Here is a 17,455-nt window from a genome sequence, read left to right as displayed (position 1 = left end):
GGGGCGGGGGCCGGGGCCGTGCGGCGGACGGGCGCGGGCGCCCCGGTGCGGCGGGCCGCGGGGGCCTCGCGCGGTTCGGCCCGGGGCGCGGCCTCCCGCGAGGGTTCGAGCGCGGCGTCCAGGGCCTCGCGGGCGGGAGCCTGCACGATCTGCGGCTTCACGTTCGGGGAGAGCGGCGGCGCGTCCGCGACGGGTACAGGCGCGGGCCGTGGTTCCACCGCCACGCATCCGGTGGCGGAGACGGAGACGGCCGAGACGGCCACTCCCATGAGGAACTTCGCTGTGGTTCTCGTTCGGTGCACCCGCGCAACTCTGCTGGGTGCGAGGCGGTTCGGGGAGACCGTCGGGGGAGATTGGCCCGCACGAGTGATCCGAGGCGGTGGCGTCCGGCGGAGGGTCCCTCCCCTGTCCCCGCCCCGGCCCTTCACGGGGTTCCGGCCGCCGGACGGACCCGAAGCCTCGGGTCCGTCCGGCGGCCGGGGCCCGCACGGCACGGACCCGCTCGCGGCGGGGGCGTGAGCCCCACGGGCTACTCCCCGGTGGCGCCGTCGATGCGCTGGCGGAGGAGATCGGCGTGGCCGTTGTGGCGGGCGTACTCCTCGATCATGTGGACGTAGATCCAGCGGAGGCTGTACGTCCTTCCGCTGCGGTGCCTGCCCTCCCCCAGGTCGTCGAGCGAGCGCGTCGCGGCCAGCTCGCGCGACCGGCCGACCGCCTCGCGCCAGGCGGTGTGCGCCTGCGCCCAGGTGTCCTGGTCGGTGAGGTGGAAGTCCCCGTCGGGATTCTCGTCGCTGGTGTAGAGCCGGGGCACGTCCTCGGCGGCGAGCACCTGGTGGAACCAGCCCTGCTCCACCTCCGTCAGGTGCCGTACGAGACCGAGCAGCGACATGTCCGAAGGCTCCACGGCCGTCTTCCGCAGCTGCTCCTCGCTCAGGCCCGCGCACTTGAGGGCCAGCGTCTCGCGGTGGAACTCCAGCCAGCTTTCCAGCATCTCGCGTTCACCGGCGGTGGTGGAGGGGTGGATGCGCTCAGGATTCGTCATGGTGATCATCGTCGTCCACCGGCCCGCCCGATGCCATCGCTTATGCGTCGGGCGTACCTGGCACGCCGGGTGTGCCGAGCATGCCGTGCAGCAATTCGCCGAATCCCCGGCGCAATTCCTCCTCGCCGGGCACCGCGGAGTGGTACGAACCGGCCGCGCAGGAGAACATCAGCCCCTCGCACCAGGCCGTCAGCGACAGGGCGTGCCGCTCCGGCTCCCGTGAACCCGCCGCCGCCATCAGCGCGTTGAGCGGTTCCCGGAACCGGCGCCGGCCGGTCGCGTCGTAGAACTCGCGCAACTCGGGCCGGCGCGTCGCTTCGAGCCCCAGTTCGTAACGGGCCACGAGCAGCTCGCGGTGGTGGGTCAGGTGGCGGTGGAGGGCGGCCGCGAGGGCCCCGACGACGCCGTCGAGACCGGTCGACGGGGCGGGCACCCCGTCGAGGGCGAGCACCTGCGCCTCACGCTCGGCCAGCCGGCGCACCGTCGCCTCCAACAGGGCCTGGCGTGTACGGACGTAGTTGGACGTGGAGCCCTGGGGGAGCCCGGCGCGTTCGTCCACCGCCCGGTGGGTGAGTCCGCGCATGCCGCGCTCCACGAGCAGGGCCAGGGCGGTGTCGGTGATCAGCTCGGGCCGGGAGCGGCCCGCGGCGGCGGCGCGTGCGGTCATGGGAACAGCCTACCGCCCGCCACTACACCTGTAGTACGGTGAAGACGCACTACAGATGTAGTTGCCGAGGAGGAGCCATGGCCATCACTTCCGACTCCCAGCCCGAGCTCCGGCCCGAACCCCAGCCCCCGTCACAGCCCCGCGCCGTCGTCGTGGGAAGCGGGATCGGCGGGCTGAGCGCAGCCGTCGCCCTGCACCAGCGCGGTTGGCAGGTCACCGTCCTGGAACGCGCGGTGGCCGTGGAGGCGGTCGGCGCCGGAATCGGCCTCGCTCCCAACGGACACCACGCCCTCGACGTCATCGGCCTCGGCGAGGAGATCCGCGAGCTGGCCGCCTGGCAGGGCGGCGGCGGCATGCGTTCCCCCAGCGGCCGCTGGCTCGCCCGTACGAACAGCTCCGCCGCCACCGAGCGCTTCGGCGGTCCCCTCGTCCTCGTCCACCGCGCCACCCTGATCGACCGCATCGCCGCCCGGCTGCCCGGCGGGGCGCTGCGCACCGGATCGCCCGCGACGCTGGTCGATCCCGGAGTGGCGGGCGGCCGCGCCGCCGTCGTCACCACCCCCGACGGGGACATCGAGGCGGACCTCGTCGTCGGCGCCGACGGCGTCCATTCCGCGATGCGCCGCGCCCTCTTCCCGGACCACCCCGGCCCCGCCTACGCCGGGATCACCACCTGGCGCATGGTCGTACCGGCCACCGCCGCTGCCTCCTTCGCGCCGCACGAGACCTGGGGCCGCGGCGCCCTCTGGGGCAGCCAGCCGCTCCTGGACGGCCGGATCTACGCGTACGCCGCCGCCGCGGTCCCCGCCGGAGGCCACTCGCCCGACGGCGAGAAGGCCGAACTCCTGCGCAGGTTCGGCGACTGGCACAGCCCCGTCCCCGAGATCGTCGCCGCGGCCGGGTCCGACGAGGTCCTGCGGCACGACGTGCACCACCTCATCACGCCGCTGCCCGCCTTCCACCGCGGCAGGACCGCGCTGCTCGGCGACGCCGCGCACGCCATGGCCCCCACCATGGGCCAGGGCGGCAACCAGGCCATCGAGGACGGCATCGTCCTCGCCCACCACCTCCCGGACGCGGGCGACATCGGGACCGGCCTGGCGGCGTACTCCGCCGAGCGGCTGCCGCGTACCACCGGCATCGTCCGCAAGTCCGCGAGGATCGCCGGGCTGGTGTCGGTCCGCAGCGCCCCGGGCGTCGCCCTGCGCGACACCCTGATGAGGCTCGCCGGCTCCGGCCCCGGCCCCGGTCTGGCCCTGCGCGCCTTCGACGGCATCGCCGACTGGCTGCCGCCGCAGCGCACGTATGCTGCCGGGGCACCGGACCCGCAGGTCCGGGACCGTCAGGAACAGCGTTAGAGCGTGAGGGAGACCCCCAGTGAAGGTCGGCGTCGTCGGGCTCGGAGACATCGCGCAGAAGGCGTATCTGCCGGTACTGGCCACCGGGCCGGGGCTCGAACTGCACCTGCAGACCCGCACCCCCGCCACCCTCGCGCGGGTCGCCGCGGCCTACCGCATCCCCGACGCGCGGTGCCACACCGGCCTCGACGCGCTGCTCGACCAGGGCCTGGACGCCGCCTTCGTGCACGCGCCCACCGCCGTGCACCCCGAGATCGTGACCCGGCTCCTGGAGGCCGGCGTACCGACGTACGTCGACAAGCCGCTCGCGTACGAACTCGCCGAGTCCGAGCGGCTGGTGCGGCTCGCCGAGGAGCGCGGCGTCAGCCTCGCCGTCGGCTTCAACCGCCGCCTCGCACCCGGTTACGCGCAGTGCGCCGAGCACCCGCGCGACCTGATCATCATGCAGAAGAACCGCGTCGGCCTGCCCGAGGACCCGCGCACCCTCGTCCTCGACGACTTCATCCACGTCGTCGACACCCTGCGCTTCCTGGTCCCCGGCACGGTCGACCACATCGACGTGCGCGCCCGCGTCGTGGAGGGCCTCGTGCACCACCTCGTCCTCCAGCTCTCCGGCGACGGGTTCACCGCCATCGGCACCATGAACCGGATGAACGGCTCCACCGAGGAGATCCTCGAAGTCTCCGGCCAGGACACCAAGCGCCAGGTCGTCAACCTCGCCGAGGTGATCGACCACCAGGGGCAGCCGACCGTCCGCCGCCGCGGCGACTGGGTGCCGGTGGCCCACCAGCGCGGCATCGAGCAGTGCGTCCATTCCTTCCTCGACGCCGTACGGGCCGGAAAGCCGCTCAACGCCCGGGACGCGCTGCTGACTCACGAACTGTGCGAGCGGGTGGTGCGGGCGGCCGAGGGGCAGCGGGCCGCCTGAGGGCCCGTACGCCCTCGGCCGCGCCCAGCAGGACCAGCACGGCGAGCGCGCCGTGGACGGCCCAGTCGCCGAACTCGACGTACGCCGTCGTACCCCGGGCCAGCGGCACGTCGTACACCGCGGAGGCGCTCCGGTCCGTCCCCAGCGGCGGGCCGGCCCGCTCGCCGCCGGGGCCGAACACCGCGCTGACGCCGGTGAGCGTGGCGTGCGCCACCGGGCGCCCGTTCTCGGCGGCCCGCAGCGCCGCGAGCGAGGCGTGCTGCCCGGGCGCCCAGCTGTCCTGGAACGTCGAGGTCGCCGACTGGGTGACCAGCAGCTGCGCGCCGCTTCGGGTCAGCTCCCTGCTCATGTCGGGGAAAGCCGACTCGAAGCAGACCAGAGGACCGACGCGCAGCCCGTCGGCGGCGCCGCCGGCGGAGAGCGCCATCACCACGGGGCTCGTGCCGCGCCTGCGGTCCTCGCCCGCCGCCTTGCCCACCGAGGTCGCCCAGCCGAGCACGGAACGCGCCGGGACGTACTCGCCGAAGGGGACCAGGCGCATCTTGTCGTAGCGCGGGCCGGTGACGCCCTCCGGGCCGACCAGAACCGAGCTCTTGAAGATGCCGGGCCGGTCGGAGCGCCGTGCGTCCACATTGACGAGCACTTCGGCGCCGACCGCCCGGGAGAGGGCGGCGAGCCTGGCCGCGAGGCCGGGGCGTTCGGTCAGATCCGCGCCGACGCTGCTCTCGCCCCACACCACCAGGTCGAGGTCCTGCCCCGCCAGGTCGCGGGTGAGCGCCTCGCTGAGCGCGAAGCGCCGCTCGGGGGCCCCGGCGCCGTCGACGACACCGGGCTGTACGACCGCGACCCGCACCCGGCCCGACGGCTCGGGGCGCGGCGCCCACGCCCACACGGCGCCCACCGCGACAGCGCAGGCCGCCGTCGCGGCCACCACGGGCGTACGGGCCCGGCGCACGGACACCAGCACGACGACGCCGGTGTTGACCGCGACCACCAGCAGGCTCACCAGCCAGACCCCGCCGACCGAAGCCAGCCGCAGCGCGGGGGCGACCTCCCACTGGCTCGAACCGAGCAGCCCCCACGGGCCGCCCAGGCCCTGCCAGGACCTGACCAGTTCGGCCGTCAGCCAGCCGGAGGGGACGACGACGAGCGCGGCCGTCGCGCGGCGGGCCGATGGCGCCCCGCCCAGCATCGACCTGACCAGCCATCCCCAGGGCAGCCACAGCAGCGCGAGGAGCGCCGCCAGGACCACGATGAACACGTGCAGGCTCGGCATCAGCCAGTGATGTACGGCGATCATGAAGCCGGTGGCGCCGAGCCAGCCGTCCAGCGCCGCCCGCCGGCCCGTCGCCGCGGAGCGGATCAGCAGCATCCACGGCACCAGGGCGACGTACGCGAACCACCAGAGGGAGGGCGCGGGGAAGGCGAGCGCGGGCAGTGCCCCGAACGCCACCGCGGCGGCGCCGCGCCACCAGGGCGACGACAGCCGCTCCCGCCGGCCGGCCGGAATCCGCATGCGGCGCCTCCTCGCCCTGCCGCTCTGCCCGGTAAAGGGTCCGGGAACAGTCCCTGTCACCAGTGTGGGGGAAGGCGGCGATCGCGGACAGTGTGCCCGCAGCGGCCCGGACGTAACGGGCCTTTCCGCACGTCAGCGCGTGGGGAGCCGCCACTTCTCCCGCACGGCCACGGAGCGCGGCCGCCGGTGGCGTGGTGGCCTCCGGCAGTGCGGTGGCCTCCGGCAGTGCGGTGGCCGGGCAGGCAGGCCGGGCGCGGCGGTCCGGCCGGCCGGCGTCGGTCAGGTCGCGAAGACCTTCGCGGAGCTTCGCCTCGGCCTCGCGGTCGAGGTCGCGGTGCACCAGTTCCGCGCGGCCGGTGGGGAACGCGTCGCGGACCCGGTCGGTCGTCGGGGGGTGACGGCCGCGAAGGCCTCCGGAACCGGGTCACCAGGCCGAACAGCCTGCCCTGTACCTGCGGGTCGCCCTCCTGGCCGACGTCTTCCAGGCCCTTGCCCGCGAGGGGGAACGTGTCCTGTACCGCTGGGTGGGACGAGTGATGAGGCCAGGCCCGGACCGAACGGAATAGGAGGGCGCGGCGGATGCGGGCCGCGCGGGCCGGCTAGGCCACTTCGACGACCTCGCCGCGTATGGCCGCGTCCCACTGCAGAAGCAGCAGTTCGTACTCGTCCGCAGGCCATGAGCCGTCCGTGCGCGACTCGACCAGGGCGCGGATCGCCTCGTTCGCCTCGGTCAGGGGCCGCACGGAACCAGACGGCGGGGGTGAGCGGTGCATGCGACAAGACTACGGCGAGGCACTGACAGCGGGCACCAGTACGACAGTGGCTTTCCTCGCACCGGGGGTGGACGCCGGGTGCCGAGTGGTGGTGCCCGCCACCCGGCCAGGAGGTCGCACACCTTGTCCGAGCAGCCCGTTCCCGCGATATCCACCTCAGGCCGAGGCGGCCTCGGCCTGCGGGCCGACTGGGCGAACCGCTTCGGACTGTGTTGTGTCGCACTCGTCTTCGCGGCCTTCGCGATCGACAAGGGCGCCGGGCAGCCCTGCCCGAACCTCCAGACCGATTTCGGCGCCGGACCAAGGACCGCAGGGGCGCCGACCTCATCGGTGCGAAGCTTCGGGGCGCCGACCTCCACGGCGCCGGCCTGAGGGGGGGCGTACCTCATCGGTGCCGATCCCAGGGGGCGCCGTCCTGCGGGTGGCCGGCCTGATCGGGGCCGACTTCCGCGACGCCGGCCTCTCGGGCGCCGACCTCACCGGAAGCTTCTTCCCCGCCCCGTCACAGCTGAACGCGGCGAAGGGCGACGCCGGCACCGGGCTTCCGCCCGCGCTGACGCGCCCTTCGCATGGGTGAGACGGGTGAGACGGGAGGGGTAGGGGTCAGCCCGCCGACTCGCCCGCGTGCGGGCTCAGCGTGTCGGTGCCGACCAGGACGAACAGCACGATGCCGAGCAGGACCCGGTAGATCACGAACGGCATGAAGCTCTTGGTCGTAATAAAACGCATGAACCACGCGATCACGGCGTAACCGACGATGAAGGCGATGATCGTCGCGAAGATCGTCGGGCCCCACGACACATGGCCGCCCTCACTGGCGTCCTTGAGCTCGAAGACGCCGGAAGCCAGCACCGCGGGGATGGCGAGCAGGAACGAGTAGCGCGCCGCCGCCTCGCGGGTGTAGCCCATCAGCAGGCCGCCGCTGATCGTCGCCCCGGAGCGCGAGACGCCCGGGATCAGTGCCATGGCCTGGCAGATGCCGAAGATCAGGCCGTCCCTGACGCCCAGCTCCCTGAGCGTCTTGCGCTCCCTGACCGCGCGGTGCTTGCCGCCGGCCTCGTCGCGGGCCGCGAGGCGGTCCGCGATACCCAGGACGATGCCCATGCCGATCAGCGTGGTGGCGATCAGCCGCAGGTCGCGGAACGGACCCTCGATCTGGTCCTTGAAGGTGACGCCGAGCACGCCGATGGGGATGGAGCCGACGATGACGAGCCAGCCCATCTGGGCGTCGTGGTCACCGCGCACCGACTTGTCGACGAGGGACCTGGACCAGGCGGAGACGATCCGGGCGATGTCCTTGCGGAAGTAGATGAGGACGGCCGCCTCGGTGCCGATCTGGGTGATCGCGGTGAAGGCCGCACCCGGGTCGTGCCAGCCGGCGAAGGCTGCTGTCAGCCGCAGGTGGGCGCTCGACGAGATCGGCAGAAACTCGGTGAGCCCCTGGACGAGTCCGAGGATGAATGATTCGAACCAACTCATGGGGCCAGTGCCGTCCCGGATGTGATTGTGCAGCAGCGTGCAGATGCGGTCAGGTCAGTCGCTGGGCAGCGTATCGTCCGCGGCGACAGCCCCCGCGGGAAGCCCCCGCCCGCGTATCCAACCGGGCAAGGACCGGAGCCGTCGGCCCTACTCGCCGGATGTGCCTGACGCGCCGGTCCTGCCTGACGCGCCGGGCTGGACAGGCTTGCCGGGCCCGCCGCGCAGACGGTGGCGCTTGCGCCAGGCGACCACCGCCGCCCCGAGCCCCGACAGCGCGATGAACCCCATGGCGATCAGGAACGCCGGTGACGTCGGGGACGAGGCGCTGCTTCCCGCGATGACATACGCCGCCGTGTTCGGGACCGACCCGATCCCCGTCGCGAGGAGGAACGGAAGCCACCCCATGCGGGAGACCGCGGCGCAGTAGTTGGCGGCGGCGAAGGGCACACCGGGGAACAGCCGGACGGCCAGCATCGTACGGAAACCGTGCCGGCTCAGTTGGCCGTCCGCCGCGAGCAGCGCCCGCCCGCGCAGCAGCGGACGCAGCGCGTCCTGGCCCAGCACCCGGCCGAGGCCGAAGGCGATTCCGGCGCCGACGACCGTTCCCGCGACGGCGGAGACGAGCCCCGCCTGCGAGCCGAACAGGGCGCCCGCGGCGAGATTGAGGATCGGCCGCGGTACGAACGCCGCTGTGCACACCCCGTACGCGAGGCCGAACAGCACGACGGCCGCCGCACCGCTCAGCTGGGGCGGCCAGCCCGCGCTCAGCAGCCGCTGCGGTTCGAGGACCAGCACCGTCGTCACCGCCGCCGCGAGCATCACCACGAGCAGCGACAGCCGGGACCAGGGGGAGAGCAGCGTCCTGGTGCACCGGACGGTGAATCCTGCGGGCGAAGCGGCGGGCTCGAGCATCCGGGGAGACTAACCGAGATCCGCGTGTGATCGCTGTAATGCGTACCGCACAGCTCCGTGACAGCTCTGTGGGCTTCCTCCCCGCCTCTCCCCCTGTTCTCCCCGCCCCGGACGTCGAAGGGACGGGGCGGGAGACGGGGAGGAAGGGAAAACCGTTCGACGCGAGGGCGGCGGTCGGCCAGGATCGACGACATGTCCGGGCACGCCTTCCTCGCAGCGCAGACCGCAGTCGCGGATGCGCCGAAGGCTGCCGCGAGCGTCCCCGCAGCCCCCACTTCCGCAGCCGCGGCAGTCGCTGCCGCAGCGCCCTTCGGCGGCGCCCGAAGCTGACCCTTCCCGGATCGTCCGGCGGACCCCACAGGGGGAGGGTCGGCAAGGCCCAGGGGTCCCCTTCACGCTTCGACCTTCCGAGGAAGACCACCATGCCCAAGACGGCATACGTGCGCACCAAGCCGCACCTGAACATCGGCACCATGGGCCACGTCGACCACGGCAAGACCACCCTGACCGCCGCCATCACCAAGGTCCTGAGCGAGCGCGGGGCCGGCACTTTCGTGCCGTTCGACCGCATCGACCGGACCCCCGAGGAGGCGCTGCGCGGCATCACCATCAACATCGCGCACGTCGAGTACGAGACCGAGACCCGGCACTACGCGCACGTCGACATGCCGGGCCACGCCGACTACGTCAAGAACATGGTGACCGGAGCCGCGCAGCTCGACGGGGCGATCCTCGTCGTGTCCGCGCTCGACGGGATCATGCCGCAGACGGCCGAGCACGTCCTGCTGGCCCGTCAGGTGGGCGTCGACCACATCGTCGTCGCGCTCAACAAGGCCGACGCCGTCGTCGACGGCGAGGACGCCGAGCTGACCGACCTGGTCGAGCTGGAGGTACGCGACCTGCTCTCCGCGCACGGCTACGGCGGCGACGCCGTGCCCGTCGTGCGGGTGTCCGGGCTCAGGGCGCTGGAGGGCGACCCGCGCTGGACCGCGGCGATCGAGGCGCTGCTGGACGCGGTGGACACGTACGTACCGGTCCCGGAGCGCTACACGGACGCGCCGTTCCTCATGCCGGTCGAGAACGTGCTGACCATCACCGGGCGCGGAACGGTCGTCACCGGCGCCGTCGAGCGCGGCACGGTCAGGGTCGGCGACCGGGTGGAGGTGCTGGGCGCGACTGTGGCATCGAAAGCGGGCGAAACGGTGGTCACCGGCCTGGAGACCTTCGGGAAGCCGATGGAGTCCGCCGAGGCCGGGGACAACGTCGCGCTGCTGCTGCGCGGCATGCCGCGCGACGCGGTGCGCCGCGGCCACGTCGTGGCGGCGCCGGGCAGCGTGGTGCCCAGCAGGCGCTTCACCGCGCAGGTGTACGTCCTGTCGGCGCGGGAGGGCGGCCGTACGACGCCCGTCACGAGCGGCTACCGGCCGCAGTTCTACATCCGTACCGCGGACGTCGTCGGCGACATCGACCTCGGCGAAACGGCTGTCGCGCGCCCCGGCGACACGGTCACGGTGACCGTCGAGCTGGGCCGTGAGGTGCCGCTGGAGCCGGGGCTGGGCTTCGCGATCCGCGAGGGCGGACGCACGGTCGGCGCCGGCACGGTGACGGGCATCGTGGCCTGAGCGGCGCCGGGGCGGGGCGGGGGCCGGGGAGCCGTCCCCGGGCCCCGCCCCTTCCCGCCGTGCACTCCGCGGCTCGGCAGGGGCACGGCACGGGGCTCCCCGGCGCCGGGCGGGCCGGCCGGCGCCGCACAATGGTGGGGTGGACGAGCCGATACCCGTGACCCGGGACGTGGACCGGGGCACCGCCAAGCTGATGCCCGACGTGGACCGGGAGCGGGCCTGGCTGCTCACGGTCGACGGCGCCCCCCAGTCGTACGTCGACCTGGACGATCCCACCCACCTGGAGTTCGAGTACGCGCGGCGCCTCGCCCATGTCGTCGACTGCGCCGCCGACGGGGGCGTGCCCCTCGACGTACTGCACCTCGGCGGCGGCGGCCTCTCGCTGCCCCGCTACACGGCGGCCACCAGGCCGGGCTCGCGCCAGGACGTGGTGGAGGCCGACCGGGGCCTGCTGGCACTGGTCGCCGAGCACCTGCCGGTGGCCGAGGGGTCCGGGATACGGGTGCACGGCGCCGACGCGCGCCAGTGGCTCGAAAACGCCCCGGCCGCCTCCGCCGACGTACTCGTCGCCGACGTCTTCGGCGGTTCCCGGGTGCCCGCGCACCTCACGTCCGTCGCGTACGCGCGGCTGGCCGAACGCGTCCTGCGCCCCGGCGGGATCTACGCGGCCAACCTCGCGGACGGCGCGCCGTTCACCTTCCTCCGCTCCCAGCTGGCCACCTTCGCGGCCGTCTTCGAAGAGCTCGCCCTGATCGCCGAACCGGGCGTGCTGCGCGGCCGCCGTTTCGGCAACGCGGTGCTGGTCGCCTCGCACACCCCCGTCGACACGGCGGCCCTGGCCCGCAGGGCCGCCGGGGACGTCTTCCCCGCGCGCGTGGAGAGCGGTCCTTCGCTGGCGCGCTTCATCGGTGGCGCGACGGCCGTACGGGACGAGGACGCGGTGGAGTCACCCGAGCCGCCCGGTGGTGCCTTCGGCGTCGGCTGAGGGCACGTCGGGGGCGGGTGAAGGCGCGGGAGCGGGCGAGGCCGGGAGGGAGGGCGCGGGCGCGAGGGAGGGGGCGGGCACATCCGCCTTCGCCGTCCCGTGCGTACGCCGGGTCAGGTTCCGTACGTCGGGCACGAACAGCACCGCGGCGGTGACGAGCACCACCAGAGACGCACAGCCCCACAGCGCCTCGTGGCGCCCGACGAGGCTTTCGACGGGGCCGGCCACCGCCGTGGCCAGCGGCAGCATCGCGACCGAACCGAACCAGTCGTACGCCGACACGCGCGAGAACTTCTCCTCCGGGATCTCCTGGTGGAGCGCCGTCATCCAGGAGACGCCGAACACCTCGATCGCGACACCGCTGAAGAACATCACCGCGGCGAGGCCCGCCGCCGGCAGCGGCACGGCGAGCGCCGCCGACGGCAGGGCGAGCGGGAAGACGCACAGGGTCCCGACGAACAGCAGACGCCGGGGCTTCCACCGCATCATCACCAGCGCGCCGCCGACCGTGCCGAGACCGAAGGCGGCCAGGGCCAGGCCCCAGGGCGCGGCGCCGCCCAGTTCCTCCTCGGCGACCAGGGGCCCGTAGACCGCCTCGGCGGCTCCCACGACGGCGACGACCACCGAGAACTGCGCCACGATGCTCCACAGCCAGGGCCGGCCGACGACCTCCTGCCAGCCTTCGCGCAGATCGGAGAGCATCCCGCCGCCGGCCTCGCGGGGCTTGATGTGGCTCACGTCGAGGAAGGCCCGCAGCGCACCGGCGAAGGCGAACGCCGCGGCGTCGACGGCGAGGACCCAGCCGGGCCCCACCGCGGCGACCAGCGCGCCGCCGAGCGCCGCGCCGCCGATGCCGGCGCCGTTCATGGCCATCCGGAAGAGCGCGAAGGCGCGGTTGGCCTGTTCCCCGCTGACACTGGACAGGAGCATGCCCTCGGCCGCCGGGTTGAAGAAGGCCTGGCCCGTACCGCAGAGGGCGGTCAGGACCATCATCTGCCACAGCTGGGGATCGCCCGTCAGGACCAGCAGCGCGAAGGCTGCCTGGGAGAGGCAGTTGAGCGCGTTGGCGGCGACCATCACATGGTGGCGCGGCAGCCGGTCGGCTATCGCGCCGCCCACGAGGAGGAACAGGACGAGCGGCAGGGTGCGGGCCGCGGCCACCATGCCCACGTCACCGCCGTCGCCGCCGGACTGGAGGACGGCGAACGCCGCCGCGATCAACGCACCGTGGGTGCCCAGGTTCGTCACGACCGCGGCGGCGGTCAGCAGGGTGTAGTTACGGCCGGCCCACTCGGGGCGGCGGGCTCGGCGGGGAGCGGCGGCAGGAGATGTCACTTCCGGACTATCGCTGGCGCCGGCCGCCGTTGCCAAACCGATTCGACGCCGACGGCAGGTCTGCTCAGGTCTTGGTGCCGCTCAGGGCTGGGTGCTGCTCAGGACTCGATCAGCCGGACCGTTCCGAGGATCCGCCGGACGGTCGCGTCGGGGAGCTCGTCCTTGACGCCCTTGGCGGTGTAGAGGCTCCAGACGGCGAAGTCGCCGTCGGTGTCCTTGAAGGCGAAGGCGATCGACTTGCCGTCGGTGTCGCACTTGTCCTTCTTGGTGACACCCGTGACGGAGGCGACGGACACACTGCCCCTGAGCCCGGACGCGGAGGTGAACGGCGTGGCCCTGGAGACCTTGAACGTGCCGGTCTCCTTCTGGTCGTACGCGGCGAACACCCAGTTGTCGGCCACGGCCTCGGCCTCGGTGCTCGTGGTGCGGGCCCCGTTCGCACCACGGGTCCCGGCCGCCCCGAGCAGCGTGTTCTTGCCGCACCACCCGTTCTTGAAATACGCCGGTGCCGACATCCCGATGAGGGGCTTGCCCGCCGGGTCATCGGTGTCCGAGATGTTGAGGGAGATGCCGGGCGCCTGCACCTCCCACTCCGGCGGTACGTCGAACCGGGTTCCGTGCCTCGGGTTGGAGACGACCTTCCAGCCGGGGATCGTCGGCTTGGCCTTCTCGACCGAGCCGCCGCGCGGGTTCTCGGGGGGAGAGGCGGGGGCGGAGGGGGCCTCGGAGGTGGCGGGAGACGACGACGCCTTCTTGCCGTCCGTCCGGGTGCCGCCGCCCTCGTCGTCCTTCCCCAGGACCACCGCGCCGGTGATCACGGCCGCCGCGACGACGGCGGTGGCCGCGGCGATCGCGACGAGCGTGGTCTTCTTCCGGCTGCCGTCCGGCGGCCGCGGGCCGCCCGGCGGCACCGAGGGCGCGTACGGGGACGCGGCCGTCGGCTGCTGGTAGGGGTTGGGCTGCTGGTACCCCGGTTGCCGATGGCCCGGCTGCTGGTAGCCAGGCGGCTGGTACCCCGGCTGCTGGTACGGGTTCTGGTGCTGCGAGTGCTGCTGGTCCTGCGGGTTCTGCTCGCCCCCGGGCGGCTGCTGTCCTGGCCACATGGCCAGTAACGATAGAGGTGCGCGGCCGGATCCGTTGCTTCCGTCCCCGAGGGGGATGGCCAAGCGTGCCTACTCGTGGGTAACCTGACGCCGCATGAGCGCAGATCAGATGTCCGTCGGCGACATGCTCGCGGCGACGGTTCCCATGGCCCGTACCCTCAACCTCGAGTTCCTGGAGACCACGGAGGAGCGCGCCGTGGTCCGCCTTCCGGACCAGGCCGACTACCACAACCACGTGGGCGGCCCGCACGCCGGCGCGATGTTCACCCTCGCCGAGTCGGCGAGCGGCGCGATCGTCCTCGCCGCCTTCGGCGACCAGCTGTCGCGCGCCGTGCCGCTCGCCGTCAGGGCGGAGATCGGCTACAAGAAGCTCGCCATGGGACCGGTCACCGCGACCGCGACGCTCGGCCGCCCGGCGGCGGACGTGGTCGCGGAGCTCGACGCCGGACAGCGCCCCGAGTTCCCCGTCGTGATCTCCATCCGGCGTGAGGACGGCGCCGTGACGGGCGAGATGACCGTCGTATGGACCCTGCGTCCCCACAGCTGACCGCGGGCCCCGTGTGACGGGGGCGACCTCCCGGACGCCGTCACGCCGCGGTGAGGTGCGGGTAGGCTGCCCGCCGTGCGCCACCGGTGCGCACGGCGGGCAGCCGCACTCTCCACGACGACAGGAACCGGCGTTGCACATCACGGAGTGGCTCGAGACCATCCCGGCGGTCAGCATTTACCTCCTGGTGGGGGTTGTCATCGGGCTGGAAAGTCTGGGCATTCCACTGCCGGGCGAGATCGTTCTCGTCAGCTCGGCCCTGCTCGCCTCCCAGCACGGCGACATCGACCCGTACGTCCTCGGCGCGTGCGCCACGGCGGGCGCCATCATCGGTGACTCGATCGGTTACGCGATCGGACGCAAGGGCGGCAGGCCGCTGCTCGCGAAACTGGGCCGCAAGTTCCCCAAGCACTTCGGCGAGGCCAATATCGCCATGGCGGAGCGCTCCTTCGAGAAGTGGGGCATGTGGGCGGTCTTCTTCGGCCGCTTCGTCGCCCTGCTGCGGATCTTCGCGGGACCGCTCGCGGGCGTACTGCGCATGCCGTACTGGAAGTTCCTCATCGCCAACGTCTTCGGCGGCATCCTGTGGGCGGGCGGCACCACCGCCGTCGTCTACTCGGTGGGTGTGGTCGCGGAGGCTTGGCTCAAGCGCTTCTCGTGGCTGGGCCTGGTGCTGGCCGTGCTGTTCGGCGTCACCTCGATGCTCGTGCTCAAGAACCGCGCGAAGAAGGCCGCCGCCCAGGCCGAGGCCCGGTCGCAGGCGGGGGAGGAGCCGGTGGCCGCCGCGCCGGAGAAGGTCGCGGCGGCCGCCGACTGACGGCTTCGCCCCGCGCCTAGCCCGCGTGCGCCTCGCGGTGGTTCCCGGCCAGCTCCAGGTACATCGCGGCGTTCAGCCTGATGCCCTCGCGCTCCTCCGCCGTCAGCTCCCGCCTCACCTTGGCGGGTACGCCGGCGACCAGCGAGCCCGGGGGCACGCGCATGCCCTGCGGCACGAGCGCCTGCGCGGCGATCAGCGAACCGGCGCCGATGTGCGCGCCGTTGAGCACCGTGGCACCCATGCCGACCAGTACGTCGTCCTCGACCGTGCACCCGTGCAGTACGGCGTTGTGCCCGACGGAGACGCGGTCGCCGACCGTGACGGGGAAGCCCGGGTCCACATGGACCGTGCAGTTGTCCTGGATGTTGCTGTCGGCGCCGAGGACGATCGGCCCGCAGTCGGCGCGCAGTACGGCGTGGTACCAGACGCTGGCGCCCGCGCCCAGCGTGACGTCCCCGATCACGACGGACGTCGGCGCGGCGAAGGCCGAGGGGTCGATCCGCGGGTCCTTGCCGCCGATGCCGGTGATCAAAGCCTGCTGTGCCATCGCGTGCTCCCTGGTGCTTCGTCGCTGTTCGGTCGCGCCAGGGGAACCGTAAGTGACGCCCGCGGGCCCCTGGATGCCGGGTGGGGCGGGGCGGGGGTGGGGCGAACATCACAGCAGGCCGCTCCGGGCCCCCGCGTCCCGCGGACTACCGTGTGCGGGTGCCGAAGAACAGAAACACGTTCTCATCGTTGTCCACGCCGGCCGCCTGGCGCCGCCGCCTGGTGACCGGCGCCGTGCACGCCGGATGGCGCTGGGTGCAGCAGGCCGGAGCCGTCAGCGCGGAGCGCCCGGGCCGGCTGCGCTTCGGAGCGATCGGCACCGGAACCAAGCTCGCCTTCCCGCAGGGCACCGTGTTCGGCGAGGAGTGGATCCACCTCGGCGACCACTGCATCATCGGCGAGCAGGTCACCCTGACCGCCGGCATGATGCCCGGTCTCGACCTCGGCCCCGACCCGATCCTGCGGCTCGGCAACGGTGTGGTCCTCGGCCGCGGCAGCCATGTCGTCGCCGACACGACGGTGACCATCGCGGACGACTGCTACTTCGGCCCGTTCGTGTACGTGACGTCCACGAACCACAGCTACGACGATCCCGAGGTCCCCGTCGGCAAGCAGTGGCCCCGCATGAACCCGGTGGAGATCGGCCCCGGCTGCTGGATCGGCACCGGCGCCGTGATCCTCCCGGGCGCCCGGCTCGGCCGCAACGTCGTCGTCGCGGCGGGCGCGGTCGTACGGGGCGAGGTGCCCGACCACGCGGTGGTGGCCGGGGCGCCCGCCCGGATCGTACGCAGCTGGGACGCGGTGAAGGGCTGGCAGCCGCCGCTGCGCACGCCCGCGCCCGTACCGATCCCGGAGGGCGTCACTCCGGAGCAACTGCTGGCGCTGGCCGAGCTGGAGGCCGGGGCCGCCGAGTGAGCCGCGGCGGACGCCGGTCCGCTCACCCCGCGGCGAGCAGCACCGTGCCCACCACCGCCAGCCCGGCACCCGCCGCCTGCACGCCGCGCAGCCGTTCCTTGAGGAGGGCGAGGGCGCACAGCGCCGTGACGACCGGGTAGAGGTTGGCCAGTACGGCGGCGACGGTGACCGGACCGGTCTGGGCGGCGATGGAGTACGTGCCGTTCGCCGCGACGTCGGCGAGACCGACGAACGCCAGAGCGGGCAGCGCGGACCGGATCACGCGCATCCCACCGTCCTCGGGAAAGGCCCTGGCGCCGCGCCTGACCGACACGTACAGCGCCGCGCCGCCGACCGCCACGTTGGTCACGCGCTGGACGAAGAGCGCGAGGAACAGCCCCACCAGGGTGGTGGACGCCTCGGCGATCAGGGCCAGCACCGCACCGAAGCCGACCGCCGCGACCAGCGTCAGTGCGATCGCCTGCCGCTGCACCGGCGCGCCGCGCAGCTGCGGGCCGCTCGCCAGCACCACTCCGGCGATCGCGACCGCGATTCCGGCGAACTGGAGCAGCCCGGGACGCTCGCCGAGGACCAGCCCGACCGTGACGGGCACGGCGACGCCCACCGACCCCAGCGGCGAGACGACGCCCATCGGGCCCAGCGCGAGGGCCTTGTAGAAGCACAGCATCGCGACGGGCCCGACCGCGCCCGCGGCCACCGCGAACCACAGCCGCGGCCCGGCCTCGCTCCAGCCGCCGGTCGCGACGACGACCGCGCCCAGCACCACCACGGCGATGGACTGGGACACGACGACGACGGTCAGTGCGGGCGTACGCCGGGTGAGCAGCCCGCCCCCGAAGTCGGCCAGTCCCCAGAGCAGGCTGGTGGCCAGGGCGAAGAGTGCGGTCATGACGGGGCCTCGCAGTACAGT

General features: G+C 73.3%; 17 protein-coding genes and 2 pseudogenes. 8 read left to right on the top strand and 11 right to left on the bottom strand.

The genetic code is table 11. The features are described from left to right. The 3 genes and pseudogenes from ABD374_RS10935 to ABD374_RS10925 form a co-directional block, all read right to left on the bottom strand. Positions 1–302 (bottom strand): annotated as a pseudogene (locus ABD374_RS10935) (hypothetical protein); the annotation flags it as partial. A 227-nt stretch (positions 303–529) separates the two neighbouring features. Beyond that, positions 530–1,042: a DinB family protein gene (locus ABD374_RS10930; protein WP_344493932.1), complete on the bottom strand. Its 513-nt coding sequence runs from the start codon at positions 1,040–1,042 to the stop codon at positions 530–532. Between the two features lie 40 nt (positions 1,043–1,082). Continuing rightward, entirely contained in the window at positions 1,083–1,709 is a 627-nt protein-coding gene (locus ABD374_RS10925; RefSeq protein ID WP_344493930.1) for a TetR/AcrR family transcriptional regulator, read from the bottom strand. Between the two features lie 77 nt (positions 1,710–1,786). On the opposite strand from ABD374_RS10925, the gene ABD374_RS10920 reads away from it, so the two are divergent. Together ABD374_RS10920 and ABD374_RS10915 are read left to right on the top strand one after the other, a co-directional pair. Beyond that, positions 1,787–3,067 (top strand): FAD-dependent monooxygenase, encoded by a 1,281-nt coding sequence (locus ABD374_RS10920; RefSeq protein ID WP_344493928.1) that lies wholly within the window; start codon positions 1,787–1,789, stop codon positions 3,065–3,067. A 19-nt stretch (positions 3,068–3,086) separates the two neighbouring features. Then, positions 3,087–3,995, top strand: a complete 909-nt coding sequence (locus ABD374_RS10915) for a Gfo/Idh/MocA family protein (RefSeq protein WP_344493926.1) — start codon at positions 3,087–3,089, stop codon at positions 3,993–3,995. Here ABD374_RS10915 and lnt read toward each other — a convergent pair. After that, positions 3,916–5,511 (bottom strand): apolipoprotein N-acyltransferase, encoded by a 1,596-nt coding sequence (gene lnt / locus ABD374_RS10910; RefSeq protein WP_344493924.1) that lies wholly within the window; start codon positions 5,509–5,511, stop codon positions 3,916–3,918. The two genes, ABD374_RS10915 and lnt, sit on opposite strands and share 80 nt — an antisense overlap. A gap of 599 nt (positions 5,512–6,110) precedes the next feature. After that, on the bottom strand, positions 6,111–6,284 hold the full coding sequence (locus tag ABD374_RS10905) for a hypothetical protein (RefSeq protein WP_344493922.1): 174 nt from the start codon (positions 6,282–6,284) through the stop codon (positions 6,111–6,113). 293 nt (positions 6,285–6,577) lie between these two features. Between ABD374_RS10905 and ABD374_RS10900 the strand changes: the two are divergent. Beyond that, positions 6,578–6,861, top strand: a pseudogene (locus ABD374_RS10900) (pentapeptide repeat-containing protein); the annotation flags it as partial. 26 nt (positions 6,862–6,887) lie between these two features. On the opposite strand, the gene ABD374_RS10895 reads toward ABD374_RS10900, so the two are convergent. Both ABD374_RS10895 and ABD374_RS10890 read right to left on the bottom strand, forming a co-directional pair. Beyond that, positions 6,888–7,763, bottom strand: coding sequence for an undecaprenyl-diphosphate phosphatase (locus ABD374_RS10895; RefSeq protein WP_344493920.1), 876 nt, complete (start codon positions 7,761–7,763; stop codon positions 6,888–6,890). A gap of 147 nt (positions 7,764–7,910) precedes the next feature. Then, complete coding sequence (locus ABD374_RS10890; RefSeq protein WP_344493918.1) at positions 7,911–8,675, bottom strand: TVP38/TMEM64 family protein; 765 nt, start codon at positions 8,673–8,675, stop codon at positions 7,911–7,913. A gap of 422 nt (positions 8,676–9,097) precedes the next feature. On the opposite strand from ABD374_RS10890, the gene tuf reads away from it, so the two are divergent. Both tuf and ABD374_RS10880 read left to right on the top strand, forming a co-directional pair. After that, positions 9,098–10,297, top strand: coding sequence for an elongation factor Tu (gene tuf, locus ABD374_RS10885; RefSeq protein ID WP_344493917.1), 1,200 nt, complete (start codon positions 9,098–9,100; stop codon positions 10,295–10,297). A gap of 139 nt (positions 10,298–10,436) precedes the next feature. After that, the gene (locus ABD374_RS10880) at positions 10,437–11,282 is read left to right on the top strand and encodes a spermidine synthase (RefSeq protein WP_344493916.1); all 846 of its coding nucleotides are present in this window, start codon (positions 10,437–10,439) and stop codon (positions 11,280–11,282) included. On the opposite strand, the gene ABD374_RS10875 is transcribed toward ABD374_RS10880, so the two are convergent. Both ABD374_RS10875 and ABD374_RS10870 read right to left on the bottom strand, forming a co-directional pair. Next, positions 11,244–12,617, bottom strand: coding sequence for an MFS transporter (locus ABD374_RS10875; protein ID WP_344493915.1), 1,374 nt, complete (start codon positions 12,615–12,617; stop codon positions 11,244–11,246). The genes ABD374_RS10880 and ABD374_RS10875 overlap by 39 nt on opposite strands. Before the next feature lie 98 nt (positions 12,618–12,715). Then, positions 12,716–13,720 carry a DUF8017 domain-containing protein gene (locus ABD374_RS10870; RefSeq protein ID WP_344493914.1) on the bottom strand — a complete coding sequence of 335 codons (1,005 nt, stop codon included), beginning with the start codon at positions 13,718–13,720 and terminating at the stop codon, positions 12,716–12,718. 109 nt (positions 13,721–13,829) lie between these two features. On the opposite strand from ABD374_RS10870, the gene ABD374_RS10865 reads away from it, so the two are divergent. Continuing rightward, the gene (locus ABD374_RS10865) at positions 13,830–14,267 is read left to right on the top strand and encodes a DUF4442 domain-containing protein (RefSeq protein ID WP_344493956.1); all 438 of its coding nucleotides are present in this window, start codon (positions 13,830–13,832) and stop codon (positions 14,265–14,267) included. A 133-nt stretch (positions 14,268–14,400) separates the two neighbouring features. Then, the gene (locus ABD374_RS10860; RefSeq protein ID WP_344493912.1) at positions 14,401–15,084 is read left to right on the top strand and encodes a DedA family protein; all 684 of its coding nucleotides are present in this window, start codon (positions 14,401–14,403) and stop codon (positions 15,082–15,084) included. A gap of 16 nt (positions 15,085–15,100) precedes the next feature. Here the strand turns inward: ABD374_RS10860 and ABD374_RS10855 are convergent, their stop codons facing one another. After that, positions 15,101–15,631 carry a gamma carbonic anhydrase family protein gene (locus tag ABD374_RS10855; RefSeq protein WP_344493911.1) on the bottom strand — a complete coding sequence of 177 codons (531 nt, stop codon included), beginning with the start codon at positions 15,629–15,631 and terminating at the stop codon, positions 15,101–15,103. A gap of 158 nt (positions 15,632–15,789) precedes the next feature. On the opposite strand from ABD374_RS10855, the gene ABD374_RS10850 reads away from it, so the two are divergent. Then, positions 15,790–16,545 carry an acyltransferase gene (locus ABD374_RS10850; RefSeq protein WP_344493910.1) on the top strand — a complete coding sequence of 252 codons (756 nt, stop codon included), beginning with the start codon at positions 15,790–15,792 and terminating at the stop codon, positions 16,543–16,545. 22 nt (positions 16,546–16,567) lie between these two features. Here ABD374_RS10850 and ABD374_RS10845 read toward each other — a convergent pair whose 3' ends face one another. Then, on the bottom strand, positions 16,568–17,434 hold the full coding sequence (locus tag ABD374_RS10845) for an EamA family transporter (protein ID WP_344493908.1): 867 nt from the start codon (positions 17,432–17,434) through the stop codon (positions 16,568–16,570). Positions 17,435–17,455 lie beyond the last annotated feature (21 nt).

Source organism: Streptomyces enissocaesilis, from assembly GCF_039533765.1.
GTDB lineage: Bacteria > Actinomycetota > Actinomycetes > Streptomycetales > Streptomycetaceae > Streptomyces > Streptomyces enissocaesilis.
The sequence above is the reverse complement of the archived record's forward strand: the minus strand, read 5'-3'. Positions and strand labels throughout refer to the sequence as shown.